Annotated in this window: 16 protein-coding genes; 11 read left to right on the forward strand and 5 right to left on the reverse strand. The window is 72.2% G+C overall.

Annotated features, from left to right (window positions below):
• Positions 1–34: 34 nt before the first annotated feature.
• Positions 35–1,567: a hypothetical protein gene (locus tag ABD140_RS23340; protein ID WP_344243070.1), complete on the reverse strand. Its 1,533-nt coding sequence runs from the start codon at positions 1,565–1,567 to the stop codon at positions 35–37.
• Between the two features lie 51 nt (positions 1,568–1,618).
• Between ABD140_RS23340 and ABD140_RS23345 the strand changes: the two genes are divergently transcribed.
• The 4 genes from ABD140_RS23345 (at position 1,619) to ABD140_RS23360 (ending at position 7,331) form a co-directional block, all read left to right on the forward strand.
• Positions 1,619–1,933, forward strand: coding sequence for a hypothetical protein (locus ABD140_RS23345; RefSeq protein ID WP_344243071.1), 315 nt, complete (start codon positions 1,619–1,621; stop codon positions 1,931–1,933).
• A gap of 118 nt (positions 1,934–2,051) precedes the next feature.
• Positions 2,052–3,506 (forward strand): DHA2 family efflux MFS transporter permease subunit, encoded by a 1,455-nt coding sequence (locus tag ABD140_RS23350; RefSeq protein WP_344243072.1) that lies wholly within the window; start codon positions 2,052–2,054, stop codon positions 3,504–3,506.
• Between the two features lie 79 nt (positions 3,507–3,585).
• Positions 3,586–3,966 (forward strand): VOC family protein, encoded by a 381-nt coding sequence (locus tag ABD140_RS23355; protein WP_344243073.1) that lies wholly within the window; start codon positions 3,586–3,588, stop codon positions 3,964–3,966.
• 86 nt (positions 3,967–4,052) lie between these two features.
• Positions 4,053–7,331, forward strand: coding sequence for a DUF4132 domain-containing protein (locus tag ABD140_RS23360; protein WP_344243074.1), 3,279 nt, complete (start codon positions 4,053–4,055; stop codon positions 7,329–7,331).
• Positions 7,332–7,482: 151 nt separating this feature from the next.
• Here the strand turns inward: ABD140_RS23360 and ABD140_RS23365 are convergent, their stop codons facing one another.
• Positions 7,483–8,685, reverse strand: a complete 1,203-nt coding sequence (locus ABD140_RS23365) for a PucR-like N-terminal domain-containing protein (protein WP_344243075.1) — start codon at positions 8,683–8,685, stop codon at positions 7,483–7,485.
• A gap of 126 nt (positions 8,686–8,811) precedes the next feature.
• Positions 8,812–10,017, reverse strand: a complete 1,206-nt coding sequence (locus tag ABD140_RS23370; RefSeq protein WP_344243076.1) for a PucR-like N-terminal domain-containing protein — start codon at positions 10,015–10,017, stop codon at positions 8,812–8,814.
• 332 nt (positions 10,018–10,349) lie between these two features.
• On the opposite strand from ABD140_RS23370, the gene ABD140_RS23375 reads away from it, so the two are divergent.
• Positions 10,350–10,964 carry a hypothetical protein gene (locus tag ABD140_RS23375; RefSeq protein ID WP_344243077.1) on the forward strand — a complete coding sequence of 205 codons (615 nt, stop codon included), beginning with the start codon at positions 10,350–10,352 and terminating at the stop codon, positions 10,962–10,964.
• 234 nt (positions 10,965–11,198) lie between these two features.
• On the forward strand, positions 11,199–11,651 hold the full coding sequence (locus ABD140_RS23380; protein WP_344243078.1) for an iron chaperone: 453 nt from the start codon (positions 11,199–11,201) through the stop codon (positions 11,649–11,651).
• A 144-nt stretch (positions 11,652–11,795) separates the two neighbouring features.
• On the opposite strand, the gene ABD140_RS23385 is transcribed toward ABD140_RS23380, so the two are convergent.
• Positions 11,796–14,582 (reverse strand): ATP-binding protein, encoded by a 2,787-nt coding sequence (locus tag ABD140_RS23385; protein ID WP_344243079.1) that lies wholly within the window; start codon positions 14,580–14,582, stop codon positions 11,796–11,798.
• 139 nt (positions 14,583–14,721) lie between these two features.
• Between ABD140_RS23385 and ABD140_RS23390 the strand changes: the two genes are divergently transcribed.
• The 5 genes from ABD140_RS23390 (at position 14,722) to ABD140_RS23410 (ending at position 16,999) form a co-directional block, all read left to right on the forward strand.
• On the forward strand, positions 14,722–15,069 hold the full coding sequence (locus tag ABD140_RS23390) for a VOC family protein (protein WP_344243080.1): 348 nt from the start codon (positions 14,722–14,724) through the stop codon (positions 15,067–15,069).
• Between the two features lie 47 nt (positions 15,070–15,116).
• The gene (locus ABD140_RS23395; RefSeq protein WP_344243081.1) at positions 15,117–15,728 is read left to right on the forward strand and encodes a VOC family protein; all 612 of its coding nucleotides are present in this window, start codon (positions 15,117–15,119) and stop codon (positions 15,726–15,728) included.
• A 47-nt stretch (positions 15,729–15,775) separates the two neighbouring features.
• On the forward strand, positions 15,776–15,955 hold the full coding sequence (locus tag ABD140_RS23400) for a hypothetical protein (protein WP_344243082.1): 180 nt from the start codon (positions 15,776–15,778) through the stop codon (positions 15,953–15,955).
• Positions 15,939–16,358: a DUF6086 family protein gene (locus tag ABD140_RS23405; RefSeq protein ID WP_344243083.1), complete on the forward strand. Its 420-nt coding sequence runs from the start codon at positions 15,939–15,941 to the stop codon at positions 16,356–16,358. The genes ABD140_RS23400 and ABD140_RS23405 overlap by 17 nt, the downstream gene beginning before the upstream one ends.
• A gap of 116 nt (positions 16,359–16,474) precedes the next feature.
• Positions 16,475–16,999 carry a hypothetical protein gene (locus ABD140_RS23410; RefSeq protein ID WP_344243084.1) on the forward strand — a complete coding sequence of 175 codons (525 nt, stop codon included), beginning with the start codon at positions 16,475–16,477 and terminating at the stop codon, positions 16,997–16,999.
• A 66-nt stretch (positions 17,000–17,065) separates the two neighbouring features.
• On the opposite strand, the gene ABD140_RS23415 is transcribed toward ABD140_RS23410, so the two are convergent.
• Entirely contained in the window at positions 17,066–17,863 is a 798-nt protein-coding gene (locus tag ABD140_RS23415; RefSeq protein WP_344243085.1) for an IS5 family transposase, read from the reverse strand.
• Between the last annotated feature and the right edge of the window lie 60 nt (positions 17,864–17,923).

Below are 17,923 nucleotides of genomic sequence, written 5' to 3' on the forward strand. Positions count from 1 at the left end.
ACCCCGGCCTCCACGGGGTGGTCTACGCCCCGGCTCAGGCCCAGGGGTCGTCCGCGGCCCAGGGGTCGTCCGGGTCGAAAACGTCCAGAGGGCCGAGCGCGGCGTACTCCTCCCGGCGCCGCTTCTGTTCGGCCTCGGCGGCGGCTTCGCGGGCGGCCGCGGCCTCTTCGGCACGGGCCTGGTGGAGGTCGATCCGGGCGTGGTCCTCATCGGTGCGGGCGACGGCCCTCAGCGCGGGGAGCACCGCCAGGTAGTGGTTCGGCAGGACGTCGATCAGCTCGGGGGTGGCCTCGTGGGCGGCGGGGCCCCAGTGGGCGAGCAGGTCCAGGACGGTGTTCTTGGGGCCGCCGGGCTCGTCTCTCCAGTCCGGTTCGCGGGGCCATGTGCGCATCCAGGTCCGGAACGCGTCCAGCAGGGGGACGTCGAACGCGGGGCGCCGCTTCCGGAATGCCCAGAAGACCGACTCGTAGTCCCACTTCCAGCCTTTTTGGCGCCGGGGCGTGGCCAAGTCCGTGGCGTGGAGTGCCAGCAGGGCGGTGACGCGGGCGTCGTTCCTTTCGATCAGGACGGTCAGGGCCTGCGGGGAGCCCGGACGGCGCGGGGTCGCGGCGAGCGCGGCGAGGGCGTCAGAGGCTTCGGCGTCGTCGTGGCCGAATCGTTCGATGAAGCGCACCGCGTTCTCGGCGGATCGTTTCTTCGCGAGGAGGGGAAGCACCGCATGGAGCAGGACGGCTCGCGGCTTCCGGTTCTCGGCGAGATCCTCAGCGAGGTAGAGGGCGGTCTCTCTGGTCCAGCGGTCGCGCCTCGGGTTCAGGAAAGGGACGAGCAGACGTGCCGCAGCCTGCAGGCGGTCCTGGGAGACCAGCGCCGTGACGACCTTATGGAGCGGGTCTTCCAGGGCGGGGGCCTTGCTCCTGAGGTAGCCGTCGTAGGCGGCGGCGAAGGCACGGCCGTAGCGGGGCCTCCACTTCGCCCCTGACTCCGCCAGCGCCGCGACGGTGAGGACCTTCAGCGCAGCGGAACCCGTCTTGACCACCTGGGCCGCGATCGGCTGTGCCTCCTTCGACTCCAGGAACAACCAGGCGCGCAGCGCTTCGGCCCGGGTCCCGTCGTCGAGTCCCGGGTCGTCCCACAGCGAGCGCACCACCGGGAGGACCTCTTCCGCCGGTCCGCAGGAGGCGGTGCGGAGCGCGTGGCGGCGCACGTAGCCCTCCTGCGACGTCCGGGCGAGTTCCAGCAGGAAGGGAACCTGCTCGAGGACGGCCCGGTGCGCCGCCTTCGCCTTCGCACCCCGGCGGTCACGGGTGCCGTGGCCGATCTCGGCGACCAGCCCGAAGATCTCGGAGGAGTGCACGCCCGCCGCTGCGAGGCGGACCAGGAACGGGATCGCGGGGGCGGTCGACCGTGACGGCCTGCTCTCGGCCCACAGGCTGTAGGCGCCCTCGTCGAAGCAGGCGGAGCAGTCGTACTCGCCCTTCAGTGCCAGGGTACGGAGCCATTTCCAGATGCCCTTGCCGAGTACGCCGCGCGCCTGCGCGAGGTCGTCCGCCATGTCCTTGATCGCCATGGGGATGGATCATGGCAGGCAGGACGGACATTCCAGCCTACGATCCACCGCATGGGGACGTTGATCGAGTTCTGCGGAGATCTGGACACCGCGGAGGGGGAGGTGGTGGCGGGGGTGCTGAGCGCGTGGCTGGGAGTGGGACTGCGGCCGCGGATCCGGTTGCTGGGGTGGGAGATCTACCACGAGGGGAGGACGGTCGAGGTGTTCGCGCAGGAGGCGCTGGGCTTCTCTCAGCCGTGCACGCTGGTGTCGGGGACGGCGGCGGTCGAACCGGAAGAGGCACACGTCCTCTTCGGCGCGCTGCACGCGCGCTGCGTCGAACGGGGGCGGCTCCCGCCGGGGCGACAGAACAGAACGGTATTCTAGAATAATCCCGGCAAAGCGTATGTCGTCCCGAGTCACGGCGCGACCGTCACCAGGAGGTTCCGCTGGTCTCCGTCCGCGGCAACGCCGCCGAACCGGCCGCCGGCTCCGGTGGCGGGTCATGACGGCCGCGCGTCATGACGTGAAGGCGCCGTCCGGTGCGGCCTCGTGGCAGATCGTGGCGACGGTGAGCCTGGGGACGACGATGCTCGTGCTCAGCGGCACCGTCCTCAACATCGCCCTGCCGCTCATCGCCGGGCACTACAAGGCCGGTCCGCTGGCGGCGACCTGGGTCGTCCTGGGATTCATGCTGGTCCAGACGTCCCTGCTGGTCGTGTGCGGCAGGCTCGCCGACCGCTTCGACCGGCGCAAGGTGTACCTGTCGGGGCTCGCCCTGTTCACCCTGGCGAGCCTGGCGGCGGCCTCGGCGCCGACCATCGAGGTGCTGATCGTCCTGCGGACGCTGCAGGGGATCGCCGCGGCCATGGCCATGGCCAACGGGACGGCGCTCATCGCGGCCGCCGTGCCCGCGGAGCGCCTGAGCCAGAGCATGGGCGTGTACCTGGGGGCGCTGGGGGCCGCTCCCCTCCTCGGCCCCTCCCTGGGCGGCTACCTCGCCGACACGTTCGGCTGGCAGTGGGTGTTCCTCATGGACGTCCCGGTCGGCATCACGGCCCTGGCGTGGGGCGCGTACTGCCTGCCCCGGGCCGCCGCCTCCTCCCGCGACCCGGTCGACACGGCCGGCGCCGCGCTGCTGACCGGCTGGCTCGCCCTCCTCGTCCTGGTCGTCTCGCAGGCCGGCTCCGGGGACTGGCTCGCCGCGCCGCGGCTGGTGCCGCTGGTGCTCTGCCCGCTGCTGTTCGTCGTCTTCGTGCTGCACCAGCGGCGGTCGCGGTCCCCGCTGATCGACCCCGGCCTGTTCTCGACGCGCGCGTTCGTGCTCGGCAACCTCGCCGCGCCGCTGAGCTCCGTCGGCTCGGTCGGCATGGCGTTCCTCATCGCGCTGTACCTGCAGAACGTGCAGGGCATGTCCACCGTCGAAGCGGGACTCGCCGTCCTCGCCGGGCCTCTGGCCGGGATGATCGCCCCGCCCGTCAGCGGCCGGCTCGGATCGCGGTTCCCGCCCCAGCGCATCGCGGTGTGGGGCACCGTCGCGGCCGCTGCGGGCCTGGCCCTCCTGGCGGCCTCCCTGGCCGAGGACACGCCCTACTGGCTGATCGCCACCGCAATGGTGCTGGTGTCCGCCGGCGGCGGCGTCTTCTACACGGCCAACACCACCGTGCTCATCATGGGCGTCCCGGCCGAAAGGCTCGGCGTGGTCAACGGCGTGCGCCTCACCGTCCACTTCCTCGGCGTCTCGCTCAGCCCCGCCATCTGCCTCGCGGTCGCCTCCTCCTTCCTGGCCCCGCGGGACAGGCACGTCCTCTACGCGAGCGCGGACGCCCGGCCGTCGGCGGCGGTCCGCGAAGCCCTCCTCTCGGGCTACCGGCTCAGCTTCTGGATCTTCGCCCTCGCGGCCCTGGCCTGCGCGATCCTGGTGTCCCGCATCCCCCACCGGACGAACCGGCGCCCGTAGACGCCGGACAAGGAATGCGGTGTTGACCTCAACCTCACTCGAAGTTGCAGAATCGAGGCGACGAAGGAGGTTGATCAACGTGGCGGTACTGCTCGACCACATCATCATTCCCGCGCGGGACAAGAAGAGCTCCGCGGAGTTCCTCGCCCGCCTGCTCGGCGTGGAGGTCGGCGCCCAGACGGGACCGTTCGTCCCGGTCACCGTCGGCAACGGGGTCACGCTCGACTACATGGACTCTTCGGACTTCCGGTGGCACCACTGCGCGTTCCGGGTCACGGAGGAGGAGTTCGACGCCGTCTTCGCCCGGATCAGGCAGGAGGCGATTCCCTACCAGGCCAATCCCGACGGCAGCGGAGCCGGTGAGATCAACCGCCGTGACGGCGGCCGGGGCGTGTACTTCGACGATCCCAACGGCCACCGCATGGAGGTCCTCACCGTCCCCTACGGAGGATGGCGGTAGGCCTGCCGGGAGCGGACGCCGAAGAAATGTCGGCGGCGTTCGTTAGCTTGGGCACCCGGATCGGATCTTCGGTCGGCGGAGGCGGGATGAGCGGGAACGAGCCTTTCCAGGTGCCCGAGGGCTGGCTTCGGTCGTTCAAGCCGCGGCGCGGCGGGCGGCTGCGGGCGGGCACGGCGCCGGTGGCCGTGCCGGCGGGCGGCCTGCCGAGACCGGCGGACGAGGTCCTGGAGGCCCTGTCTCGTCCTTCCACGCCGGAGGCCGACGCGCTCCGGGCCCGGCTCGCGGGCAAGGACGATCCGCTGGGCGCGGCCGTGCTGGCCGTCGCGCTCGGCCACGCGATCGATCCCGCGGTGTGCGTCGAGGCGTGGATCCGCGGCCACGGGATCGCCTTCGCCGCGGAGGCCGTCGTGGCGGCCGCGCCGCTGTCGCTGCACGCGGAGCGGCAATGGATACCGGAACGCGGCCCTGGTCCCGACATGTCCTGGTCCATCCGGAACCAGCCGTCCGAACTCCCCCTGACCAGGACCGTCCATCGGCTCGCCCGCGAGGAGCGGATCGTCCAGGCGAGGATGGCGGACCACCTGCGGGCGGTCTTCGCCGGATGCGGCGAAGAGACGTACGCGCAGGGCGTCGAGGCGCTGCGGCCGCTGCGGGACCGTGACGCTTTCACCAGGTTCCTCGCGTCGTACCTCATGCCCGGCGAGAGCGCCTGGGTCGACGAGTGCTGCCGTGCGGACGAGATCCCGTGGTCGATGGAGCAGATCCTGTGGCTCTCGGTCGGCACGGCCGGGCAGATCGAGACGCTGCTCGACCGGCGCGTACCCCTCCTCCCGTCCGACGAGCTGTGGGGCACGCTGTACGACGCCGTCGGGCTCGAGATCGTCCGGGTCATCGCGCACGGCCTGAACCGCCGGAATCTCGGGATCCAGACCCACCTGCTCGAACTCCTCGCCCTGATCCCCGCCGACGCCGCGTTCGCCCGGCTCGTCGCCCACCTCGACCACGCGGCGGCGGTTCCGTTCGTCCAAGCGGCGGCCGGACGGTTCCCCGCGCGCGCGGCGCGGCTGCTCCACGAGGCCGCGTCCACGGAGGGGCGGGTGGCGCGGACCGCGCGCCAGATGCTGCGGACGCATCTGCGCGCCCATCCCGACGCGGCCGGGGAGATTCCCCTCGACTCCCCCGCCGCAGTGCCTGAGGCCCCTGTGGAATCGGTCCCGGAACCGCTGGTCACGCCCCCGTGGAAGCGCGAGCCGCGGCCGCAGCGGGTCGTGGAGATCTCGCCTCCGTCCGGCGCGCACGCCGTCTGGGTCGACGGCGAACGGGAGGTGTGGGCGTCCGCCGAGAAGTACCAGAGGTATCTGTACGGCGCGGACTGGCCGGAGAAGGTCAGCCGGATCCTGGACTACGTGCCCTCCGCACCCGGCGCCAAGCGGTCCGAGCACGACGTCTATACAGTGTTCGCCCATGCCCCGGAGGAACTCGTCCAGAACAGGTTGGAGACCTGGCGTCCGGACCGGATCGGCTCCCACGACGGCGGCGCTCTGATGAAGCCGATCGCCGCGCGGTTCGGCACGGCCGCGCTCACCCCCGTACTCAGGCTCGCCCAGAGGATGCCCGCGGCCGCCGGCGGTCTGCTCGTCCCGTTCCGCGACCTGCGAGTCGCCCGGCTCATGGCCACATGGGCGGTCCGCACCGCGTCGGCGCACGGTACCGTCGCCGCCTGGACCGCCCGGCACGGTCTCGTCGCGGCGCTGCTCATCCTGCCGGACGCGCTCGCCGCCCACGCGGACCGGCGCACCGCCGCCCAGGCCCTGCTCCGCATGATGCGGGAGGAGACCGTTCTGCTGGCGGCCCAGGAACACGGAGGCGAGGTCGAGGCGGAGATCCGCGCGCTCCTCGGCGAGCCGCCCGCCGATCGTGTTCCCGCTCGGCTCCCCGTCCTGCCTTCCTGGACCGACCCGGCGCTGCTGCCGCCCGTCCCGCTGCGCGACGGTGCCGGAGCGCTGCCCGCCACCGCCGTCCGGAACCTCCTTCTTCTCCTGGCGCTGTCCGAGCCGGACCGGCCGCATCCGGTGCTGCCGTCCGTCCTGGAGCCGCTCGACCGGACGGCGCTCGCCGAGTTCGGCTGGTGGCTGTTCGAGGCGTGGCGGGCCGCCGGTCAGCCCGCCGAACAGAAATGGATCCTCGCCGGCCTCGGCCACATCGGTGATGACGAGACCATCCGCAGGCTCACTCCCCTCATCCGGGCGTGGCCCGGCGAGGGCGGGCACACCCGTGCCGTCGCCGGTCTCGACGTGCTCGCCGGCATCGGCACCCAGGCCGCGTTCACCCACCTGAACGGCATCGCGCAGCGCGCCCGGTACAAAGCGCTCCGCCGGCAGGCGGCCGACCGCATCGAAGACCTCGCGGCGGGACTGAAACTGACCGCCGAGCAGCTCGCCGACCGGCTCGTCCCCGCCTTCGGCCTCGACGACCCCGCGGGCCGGACCTTCGACTACGGCCCGCGCCGCTTCACCTTGGCGCTCGACGCCGAGCTGCGGCCGCTCGTCACCGGACCAGACGGCAAGCCCCGCAAGGCCCTCCCCGCACCGGCGGCGAGCGACGACGCCGACCTCGCCGCGGCGGCCCGCAAGGAGTTCTCCGCCGTCAAGCGCGAACTGCGCTCCGTCGCCACGGACCTCGCGGTCCGCCTGGAGGCCGCGATGGTCTCCCAGCGCTCCTGGACGGGCGCGGAGTTCCGGCTGCTGTTCGCCGACCATCCCGTGACCGTCCAGGCCGCCCGCCGGCTCGTCTGGACGTGCCCCACCGGCCGTTTCCGGATCGCCGCCGACGGCTCGTTCACCGGCACCGACGGCAAGGACGCGGGCGTGCCCGACGACTCGGCCGTACGCCTCCTGCACCCGGCGCTCGCCGGGGACGCGCTGCCCGTGTGGCGGGCGCTGTTCGCCCGGGAGCGGATCGGGCAGCCGTTCCCGCAACTCGACCGGCCCGTGCACGTCCTCACCCCCGCCGAGCTGAACGCGCCGTCCCTCGCCGACCAGGAGCACAGGACGGTCCCCACCGTCGCGCTCATGGGCCTCGCCCGCCGCGGCTGGCAGCGCGGCGTCCCGCTGGAAGGCGGCGTCGAGCACGGGTTCTCCCGCCCCCTGCCGTCCGGCCGCCACCTCGTCATCACCCTGGAACCGGGCATCGCCGCCGGCGCACCGGAAGCACACTCCCGGCAGACGTTCGCCGAGATCCGCATCTACCCTCACCCCGACGGCGCCTGGCGCGGCACCGCTCCCGCCCCCCGCCTGTCCCCCGACCTGGACCCCGTCACGGTCTCCGAGATCCTCGCCGACCTCCGCTCCCTCCCCGACGAGTGAGAGCCCACCGCCCTCCGCGTCCCTGCGGCGGCCTGACATGTCCGAGCGAACGGCCCGAGCCTCCGGCTCCTGCGGCAGGTGGCCGGGCATGCCGCGCCCGAACCGGGTGCCGGACCCGGTTCACCGAAGGGTCCGTGGTGCCGCCGAGCGGTCATGGGCCCGTGGTCGCGGTGCCGTCGCCCGTCCGGTCGGAACGGCCGCGCAGCCACAGCGCGCGAAGCGCGGTCTCGGTGGCGAACCGGTTGTCGGGGTCGGTGAGCTCCTCCTGGAGGAGTTCTTCCAGGACGCGCATGCGGTAGCGGACGGTCTGCACGTGCACGCCCAGGTCCTCGCTCATCCGGCCGGCCGGGCCGCGAGTGCGCAGCCAGGCCCGGAGGGTGTCGGCGAGCCACTGCCGCCGCCGCTCGCCCGCCCGCGACAGGAAGGCGAGCCGCCGCCGCGCCATCTGGTCCATCAGCGCGCCGTCCGCCAGCAGCCACACGCTCACCAGGTGGTCCTCGCACAACGTCAGCGTGCCGTCGTCGAGGACGCCGTCGGCCACCAGCGCGAGCACCCTCCTGGCCCAGCGCAGGGAGTCCGCGGCGCGGGCGGCCGGCACCGTGAGGCCGACCGCGGCCCGGCCGCCGGCCAGCGCCGACTCGAGCATCTTCCTGCGCCGCCCGGTCAACGGGCCGGGTACCAGAAGGTACGGCTCGGGGGCGTGGAGGTCGAGCAGCAGGTCGGAGTCGAGCAGCGGGCGCACGGCGGGCGTGTCCGCCGGGAGGGCGACCAGGGTCACCTGGTCCGGGACCGCCCAGTCGGCGGCCGGGTGGAGCGCCGCCAGTGCGGCGCGGTCGGCGCCGGGGCGGCGCACCAGGTCGCGCAGCAGGAGCAGCCGCGCCGCGTCGCGTTTCTCGTGCTCCTCCCCCTTGGCCCGGTCATACCCCTCGCGGGACAGCTCGGCCGCCTCGTCCATGTACCCGAACAGGGCGTCGGCGAGCGCGGACACCGCCGCCGCCGACATCTCGCGCTCGGCCAGCAGGTCCCTGATACGGGACCAGCCGAGCTGCGCCCCGATCCGGTACGCGGACTGCAGCACCGCCAGGGGGCGGCCCTCCATCGCCTCGAACGCGCCCAGCCTGCGGCAGATTTCGTTGCGCCGCTCGAGCGGCCGTTCCGGATCGGCGAGCCATTCGACGAAGCCGAGGACGTTCTGCTCCACCCCGGAACGGATCACCTCGTGGTACGGACTGCCCTGCGGCCGGTCGTAGTCGGGAATGCTCACACGGATGCCGTCGATGATCTCGCCGACGATCTCTGGCGCGAACTCGATCAGGCCGGGGAGAAGGTCGGAAAACAGTTTCTGCGCGCCCATCGTCCCTCTGCGAAGAAAGTCTCCCGACAGACCTTCCAGAAAAAAGTCTCGCCATCATGATGACCCATACCGCATTGACGTTAGATCACGGATCCGGTCCCGGCAACACCCCGCCAATTCCCCCGGTCAGGAGACCAGTCGCCGACCTCCCGGACCGGACGCGGCACGGCCGCGTTCGCGCAGCCGCAGCGCGCGCAGCGCCGCCTCCAGCCCGAACCGCGCCTCGGGGTCGTCCATCTGGTCGCCGATCCGCTCCCTGATCTGGTGCAGCCGGTAGCGCACCGTCTGCGGATGGACGTGCAGCCGCCGCCCCACGTCCGCCGCGGTGCTCCAGCTCTCCAGCCACACCCGCAGCGTCTCGGTGAGCGCGTCCCGCTTGGCCGCGGGCAGGTCCATGAGGCCGCCCAGCCGCCGCTCGACGATCTCGTCCAGCAGGGCCGGGTCGGCGGTCAGCCAGAGGTCGAGCAGGTGCTCCTCGCTGAGCAGCACGGGCCTCCTGTCGATCATGCCCTTCTCCGCGAGCACCAGCACCCGGCGGGCCCACCGCAGCGAGTCGGGCATCTGCTCCAGCGGCACCGTCAGCCCGACCGACAGCCGGGTCCCGGCCACCGCGGACCGCAGCGCCGTCCGCCGGACGTCGTCGAAGGGGCCGGGGAACAGCAGCCACGGCCGGGCGCCGTCGAGATCGAAGAGCACGTCACCGGTCCCCGCGGCGCGCAGCCACCTGGCGCCGGGCCGTACGGCGACGGGCGTGGCCGTGGTCGGCAGCGGCCAGCCGGCCCGGTCGGCGAGTTCGGCGAGGGCGCCGCCGTCCTCCCCTCCTTCGGCCAGCCCGTGCAGCAGACGCCGCCGCAGCCGCGCCCGCTCCGCCTGGGGGCGGCGGTCCACCTCCAGGTAGCCCTGGACGGCCGGGCCGATGAGCTCGTCCATGTACGCCATGTGGCACTCGGCGAGTTCGGCGAGCACGTCGCCGGAGAAGCGGTGCCGGGCGCACACCTCGGCGATGCGGTGCCAGGACGTGCGGAAGGCGACGCGGAACGCGGTGTGCAGGGAGTCCAGGCTCCGGCCGCTCCTCAGCTCCTTGCGGCCGAGCGCGCGGAGCAGCGCGGCGAGCCCCTCCATGGAGACCGCCGGATCGGCGATGCGCGCCACGAAGACGGTGAAGATCTCGTTCACCACGACGGGTATCGCGGGCGGGCTGGGATCGGCGACCGCGTAGTCGGGAACGGACGCGTTGATCTCGGCATAGATCTCTTCCGCGAGTCCGGGCAGTCCGGTCCGCAGTGCCTCCGCAAGCTGCGGAGATGGCGGCCTTTCATGCTCTCGCCGCACACCCCGTCCTTTCTCTCCCGGCCGTTCGGCGGTCGTCCGGCGCGCCGCGAAAGGGCGGCCGGCCGCGCTGCCGATCATATTCAGCGCCCTCGTTCCGGAAAAGGGACTCGAGCCCGCATCATCACGGGCGGTATGAAGACAGCACGGTTCTTACTCATCCGTTGACAGACTTCCAAAGAAGCACAGCCGGCCCCCGCCTGTCTCTTGTCGCACTCACAACCCCCACCTAGTCTCAACCACAAGTAATCGATTGCTCCCCCGATGAGCTGCCTTTTGTTCACCCTGTCATGGGCCGCTCACCATCCCACCCCCAGTGAAAGGTCTCTCCCCCCATGCGCAAGTTCGCCGCGGCGGCCACGGTCGCCAGCGCGGGTGCCCTCGCCCTCGCCTTCAGCTCGCCCGCCCTCGCCCTGTCCTGGACCGTGACGAACGGCGGCGCGGTCACCGCCGTCAACTCCGGCGCCATCACCTTCCAGGACGTCACCGCCGGCATCACGGCCAACTGCACCACCGGCAGCGGCGCGGGCACCGTCGCGAACGGCACCAACAACTCCCCGGTCGGCACGCTCAGCTCCCTGTCGCTGAGCGGCTGCGCCAGCGCCTCGCCCGCCATCAGCTTCACCCTGACGGTGAACACCTCCGCCAGCGCCATCAACGTCACCGGACCCACCGTCGGCGGCGTCACGCCGGGCAACATCACCGGGATCACCGTCACCGGCAAGGCCTTCGGCGGTCTGTGCACCCTCACCGCCGGCGGCGGCTCCCTCAACGGCAGCTACACCAACAGCACCGGCGCGCTCACGACCACCGGCGCGACCGGTGTGAAGATCACCAGCGTGACCGCGGGCTGCCTGGGGATCGTGAAGAAGAACGACGTCGCCTCCCTCGCCGGCACCTTCATCGTCAAGAACTCCGGCGGCACCCACCCGCAGATCGTCGCGAGCTGACCCCACCGCGACAGGCTCGCCACCGAAGGCGGGGCCGCACGGCCGTCCACGGCCGTGCGGCCCTTTCCCATCGTGTCCCGCCGTGGCCGTACGGACCACCGACTCTTCGGTCCGTGGTGGTTTCCGTGGTCGGCACGGAGGCGGCCCGCACCCCCGCCGGGAGAGGCTGTGACCACGACGAACAGCCCGGTGGCACGCACCGGGCGGTCAAGCCCCAGGCACCAAGGAGCGATCATGGCCGGCACCGCCAGCAACACGTACGAGGGATTCACGGTCGAGGAGCGGGCCGCGATGAAGGAGCACGCACAGGAGCAGAAGAAGGCGGCACGCCGCGCCTCGCGCGCCGACAAGGCGGCCGCGGCGGAGCGGGACGTGGTCGCGAAGATCGCCGAGATGCAGGACTCGGACCGGGTCATGGCCGAGCGCGTCCACGCCGTCATCAAGGCCGGCGCCCCGGGCCTGGAGCCGAAGCTCTGGTACGGGATGCCCGCCTACGCGCTGGACGGCAAGATCGTCTGCTTCTTCCAGAGCGCCGCGAAGTTCAAGGCCCGCTACGCCACGCTCGGCTTCAACGACCCGGCGAAGCTGGACGAGGACGCGATGTGGGCGACCGCCTTCGCGCTGACCGAGGTGACGGCCGAGGTCGAGGCGAGGATCACCGCCCTGGTGAAGCAGGCGGTGAGCTGAGCCGCACCCCCGGCCGAACGGCCGCACCCGCCGATCCGGCGGGGCCGCAACGGCCCCGCCGCGGCCCGCACGGCTCACCATCCCGGTCCGCCCGGCCGCTGTCCCGGCCCGCACGGCTCGCCGTAGCGGGTGCCTGCGGTGCGGCTACCGGACGGCCATGGGGGCGAGGCCGAGGGCGGCGAGCGCGGCTGCGCCGGTGATGGCGTGCTCGCCTCCGGCGAGGACCAGGGTGCGCGCCGACTGGTAGCGGCAGCCTGCCGCGTCGAAGGCGGCAGCCGTGGCGAGCAGGCGCTCCCTGTCGTCGTCGAGCAGGGCTTCGGACCGCTCCACGATGGCACCGGCGACCGGGTTTCCGGACGTGATGGTCCGGGCTTCGGCCAGGCGGGCGCGGGCGTCGCGGCTCCCGGCGAGCACGGTGGCCTCCGCGCGGAGCGCCACGTACCAGTGGAGCCAGATCCAGGTGACCCATTTCCACACCTCGCCCGGCTCGGGAGCCGTCCGCTCCAGCGCCTCCGGCGCCCGTCCGCGGTGGAGCAGGAGCAGCGCGTCGAAGACCGCCCCGTAGCCGTAGGTGCGCTCCGGTGAGGCACCGAACCGGTCCAGGACCGTTTCCCATTCGCGCTGGGCGTCGTGGTCGTCGCGGAGGCCGTGGACCGTCGCCACCGCGGCCACCGCCGGGCCGAGGGCCGACCCCGCGGGGTTGCCGGCCCGGCGCCACGCGTCGAGGAACCGTACGCCTCCGGTGAGCACCTGGTCGACGTCGCCCCCCAGCGCGTCGGCGACCAGCAGCCAGTTCGTGGCGCGGTGGCCGACCTCCGCCAGCAGCGGATGGTCCGCGAGCCGCCGCGCCCACCGGCGGGCCCCCGGCAGGTCGCCGGTGCCCAGGCCCGCCTCGGCCGCCTCCCCGAGCGCCTCGATCAGCTCGTGGGTGGCGGCCGGTGTCCTCGGCGCGGACGACAGCAGCGTGATCCGGCGTCCGGCCGTGGCGGCGGCCTCGAAGGCGTCACCGGCCCAGCTCAGGGTGCCGGTCAGCACGTCGAGCGCGGCGGATGCGGCGAGGGGGTCGCCCGTGCGGCGGGTCAGTTCGACCGCCCGTTCGGCGCGCGCGATCGTCTCCTGTACGGAGTCCTCGGGCCGTCCCTGGGCGGAGCCGACCGCGTCGTTGAGCGCCCGCCCGGCCTCGGCCAGTGCCACCGCCGCCTGCGCCGCCGGGTCCTCTCCCGCCAGTTCCTGCGCCTGGGCGACGAGCGCGGCCGTCTCCTCCGAGGGCAGCTTCCGCGCGAACTTGCCCAGGAACCGGTACGTGTCGGTGGCGAGGGCCGCCAGGTCGCGGGCGGCGCCGGAGGCGTCCCCGGCACGGCGGGCGGCGTCGGCGGCCGCGCGGCGGAGGCGGTACATGTCGTCACCGCGCATCCGGCAGCCCGCCACGGCCGCGGCGTGCCGGAGCGCCGACGCGGCCGAGCCCGGGTCCCCGGCGAGCGCGGCCGCCTGCTCGTACCGCTGCTGGGACTCGCCGATCAGGGTGCGGACGAAGGTCAGTTCCGCCAGGTGCCGGGCGAGGTGGTATGCGTCCGTGCGCTGCTCCGGCTGTTCGGCCGACCACCTCAGTGCCGCGCGGAGGTCGTCCGCCACCAGGTCGAACCGGGCACGCCAGTCGTGGCCCTCCTCTGCCAGAGCGGCGGCTCGGGCCAGGCACCAGCGAAGGTGCCGGGCCCGGACGCCGTCCAGCTCGCCGGCCTCGGTGAGCCGCTCCGTCGCGTACTGGCGGATGGTCTCCAGCGCCCGGTACTCCGTGCCGTGCGGGGTCGCCGTCACCACCAGCAGGCTCTGTTCGGCGAGCCGGGCCAGCCCTTCGGCGACGACGCCTTCCTCGGCCCCGGCCACCTCCGCCGCCGCCGCGACGGTGAACGGCGCCGCGAACACCGACACCTGGCGCAGCAGCGCCCGGTCGGCCGGCTCCAGCAGGGCGTGGCTCCAGTCCAGCGCCGCACGCACCGAGCGGTGCCGGTCGTCGGCGCGGGAACCGCCGGTGAGCATGCGGAGCGGGTGGGACAGGGCGGCGGTGATGCCGTCGAGCCCGAGCGTGGGATACCGGGCGGCGGCCAGTTCGATCGCCAGCGCCATGCCGTCCAGCCTCGCGCAGATCTCGGCGATCTGGGCGGGCGGCGGGTCCAGCGGCCGGCCGAACGCCGCCGCCCGCTCCAGGAACAGCGCGACCGCGTCCGATCCCCCGTCGTCGGCCAGGGACAGCGGCGGGACCGGATGCACCCGTTCGAACGGCACCATCAGCCGGGCCCGGCTGGTCGCCAGCACCGTCACGCGGGGGCACGCCGCGAGCAGCCGCTCGAGGAACAGCGCCACCCCGTCCGCCACCTGCTCGCAGTTGTCCAGCACCAGCAGCGCGTGGCGGTCGGCCAGCGCGGCGGCCAGCGCCTCGGCCATGTCGCGGCCGGGCTGCTCGCCGAGGCCGAGCGCCCCGGCGACCGCGGCCGCGACCAGGCCCGCGTCGGTGACCGGGACGAGGTCGACGAACCACACGCCGTCGGGGAACTCGCCGGCCACGTCCGCGGCCACCGCCAGCGCGAGCCGTGTCTTGCCCACGCCCCCGGGGCCGACCGCGGTCACCTGCCGGTGCGACCCGAGCATCCCGGCCAGCTCGGCGCGCTCCCGCGCCCGGCCGACGAACGAGGTCAGCGGGGCGGGCAGGACCGGCGCCGGACGTGCCGGACCGGCGGCGACCGGCTCGGGCGCACGCCGGGCGAGCGCACGCCGGTCCGGCACCTCCAGCTTGCGCAGCAGCGAGGAGACATGGCTCTCCACGGTGCGCACCGAGATGAACAGCCGTGCCGCTATCTCGGCGTTGCTGAGATGGGCGCCGACCAGTTCCAGCACCTCGGCTTCCCGAGGTGAGATGTCAACTTCTGTCACCACCGCCCCAGTTTGCCGTATCCCCCGGCCCTGATCCGTAACTCCGGTCCGTGTCCGGCTCCGTGGTCACCACGGATGTGGTCCGGGCCCCTCCGGCGGAAAACTCAAGGACACACAGCGACCCACGACCCCGGGAGCGACCATGACCCCGCCGATGATCAAAACCGTGCTGCACCCCGTGTCCGACCTGGCCAAGGCCAAGGCGGTGTACGCGGCCCTGCTCGGCATCCCGCCGCAGACCGACTCCCCCTACTACGTCGGCTTCGAGGCCGGAGACCAGCACATCGGACTGGTCCCCGGCGGCGGCCCGCAGGGCATGACCTCGCCGGTGGCCTACTGGCACGTCACGGACATCGAGGCGAAGATCGCCGAGCTGACCGCCGCGGGCGCCACCGTGAAGGAAGCCGCGCACGAGGTCGGCGGCGGCCGCACGGTGGCCACCGTGACCGACCCCGACGGCAACGTCCTCGGCCTCCTGCAGGACCGATGACCACCGCCCACCCCCGCCCGACGACCACCTCACCCCAAGGAGCCGACATGACCACCTTCACCTCCATCACTCTGGAAGTCCCCGACACCGCCGCCGCCGAGGCCTTCTACAAGGCCTTCGGCCTGGGCTCCTACGTGAACGTCCGCGCCTCGGACGCGCCGACGACCGGCTTCCGCGGATTCGCCCTGTCCCTCGTGGCGTCCCAGCCGGGCGACGTCGACGCCCTCATCAGCGCCGCCCTCGACGCCGGCGCCACGACCCTGAAGCCCGCCACGAAGAGCTTCTGGGGCTACGGCGGCTTCGTACGCGCCCCCGACGGCACGATCTGCAAGGTCGCGTCCTCGAAGAAGAAGGACACCGCCCCCGCCGCCCCGCACATCGACCAGGTGGCCCTCCTGCTCGGAGTCGCCGACGTCAAGGCGAGCAAGCGCTTCTACGTCGACCGCGGCCTGTCCGTGGGCAAGAGCTTCGGCGGCAAGTACGCCGAGTTCGACACCCCGGCCTCCCCCGTCACCCTGGCGCTCTACCCGCGCCACGCCCTCGCCAAGGACACCGGCGTCCCCCCGGAGGGCACCGGTTCCCACCGCATCCTGCTCAGCGGCGCCACCACCCCCTTCACCGACCCCGACGGCTTCGCCTGGCAGCCCACCCCCGCCTGAGCACGCATACCCATGCGCCGCCCTGTCGGCTTTCGTACTCTTCCCTCATGCTCCTGAAGCCGGCCGCGGCCGCCATGGCCGCCGCCGGCCTCTGGCTCTGGGAAGCCGCCCCCTGGGACGACGGCAACGACCACTGGAAACTGCTGTCCGCCCAGGCATCACTCACCCACGGATCGGTCATCGCCACCGAACGAGCAGGGGAGCGGAACGTTGAGTCAGTACTTTGAGGCTGGCGAAGAAACCGTTTGGAATCCATCGAACGGTGTGGGTCTGTTGTTCATCCGCTCGTCCGAAGCGCTGGCGCTCGCTGTCGATGCCCCGACGGGCATAACCGCGTCGGGTGCGGACGAGTGGGTCATCGACATGCCAGTTTTCGAGAAGTTCGTAGGAGAATTGGTCAGCCGGTACCAGCAGTCGACCCACCTGATCCTCAGATCGCTGATGGAGGGGTTCATCGCGACGTCGCTGGTTCTGATAGAACGCGGCGGCGGCAGCGTCCCACTACCAAGCACAGAGCCCTGTCCCGATGCCTTCGATGTCCAGGTCTCCTCAGATGGCCTCGCTCCGCGCGCCGATCCCGGCAGGCTGGAGGAGCTGCGTATCGCGCATTCGAAGGCGATGCCCATCTGATCCCGTGAACACCCGCAGCCGAACATCTGACATTTGAGCATTCGATGCGGACAACGCACACCGGTCCTCCAGCCGCAACGAACCCGAACTACGGGATGAACTGGGAGAATACACCCATGTTCGATCTGGCCGACGAATTCCTTCAGCCCCGCACCGGAGCGATCCGGTGCTACCGAGCAAGCCTCGACCACCCTGCCGCCGGCAGTTGGAGCATCCAGATCCCTCTGCTGCCCTTCTCCGCAGAAGACGAATACGAGCCGTCGACCTTCCGCCCCGGCATCGAAGGGCCGATGATCGTCGAGGCCGAGATCAGCCTGGACTTCATCACGCTGCCAGCCGATCATCTCACCACCCTGAATCGGCGGACCTTCACATTCCCCACGGCCTTCCAAGAAGGCTTCATCGACGGCTCGATCTATCTCCTGGCCACCCACAACCGCGTGAACGTCACACGCATCGACTTCGGCCCGGCCGGCAAAGACCACATCACCGCCAGAGTCCACGCCGCTTTCGACTTCGAACACGCCCGCACCGGAATCCGCAACCGCGCCGCGGAACTGGACACCACACTCCTGTTCCAGGTCGTGGACGAACTCCCCGCACCTCCGCCAACGAGAACCGGGGCCACCGGCAATAGCTGAGCTCCTCGAACACGAACCGCTTCAACCGGGCAGGCTCTAAGTGAGTGTTTGAGAAGGGGCTGGAGTTCAGTCGAGGGTGTAGCGGGGCTGGCGTTGTGCAGGGTGTCCTCGGGTGATGCGGCGGGCCGTCTGGCCGATGGCCGCCCAGCGGATGAGGGCTTCGGAGACGCGGGGGTCGCGTTCGTAGTCGCGGGCCAGGCGGCGGTGGGACGTCAGCCATGCCAGGGTGCGCTCGACCACCCACCGGCGGGGATGGACGGCGAATCCCCGCTGGTCGGCGGGCTTGCGAACGATGTCGAGCGTGGTGCGCAGGGTCGTGCGGGTCCACTCGACCAGTCGGCCGGCGAAGCCCTGGTCGGCGTAGACGTAGCGGATCGGGGTGCTCAGGTACGCCGACAGCAGTGCGGTCTTGGCCCCGTCCCGGTCCTGCCAGGAGGCGGCCATCACCGCCACCGTGATGAGCAGGCCGGTGGTGTCGGTGACGATGAAGCGCTTACGCCCGTTGACCTTCTTGCCCGCGTCGTAGCCGCGGCTGTTCCTCCCGACGGTGTCGGCGCCCTTGACGCTCTGGGAGTCCAGGATCCCGGCCGACGGCTCGTCCTCGCGGCCCTGCTGACGGCGGGCCCTGATGCGCAGCTCGGCCAGCAGCCGGTCGGTCACCCCCGCCTCTTCCCACTGCTGGAAGTACCAGTACACCGTCTGCCACGGGGGCAGATCGGTGGGCAGATACCGCCACGGACAGCCCGAGCGCACCACGTACAGGATCGCGTTGACGACCTCCCGACGCGGATGCTTCTCCGGGCGGCCGCCGGTATTCGGGTCGGGCAGCAGCGGCTCGATCAGCTCCCACTGAGCCTCTTTCATCCTCGGCGAAGGGCTTTGATCACGGCATGATCGCGAGTTGAGGATTCGCCCCCGGACACA

The organism is Actinocorallia libanotica, assembly GCF_039525175.1.
GTDB lineage: Bacteria > Actinomycetota > Actinomycetes > Streptosporangiales > Streptosporangiaceae > Actinocorallia > Actinocorallia libanotica.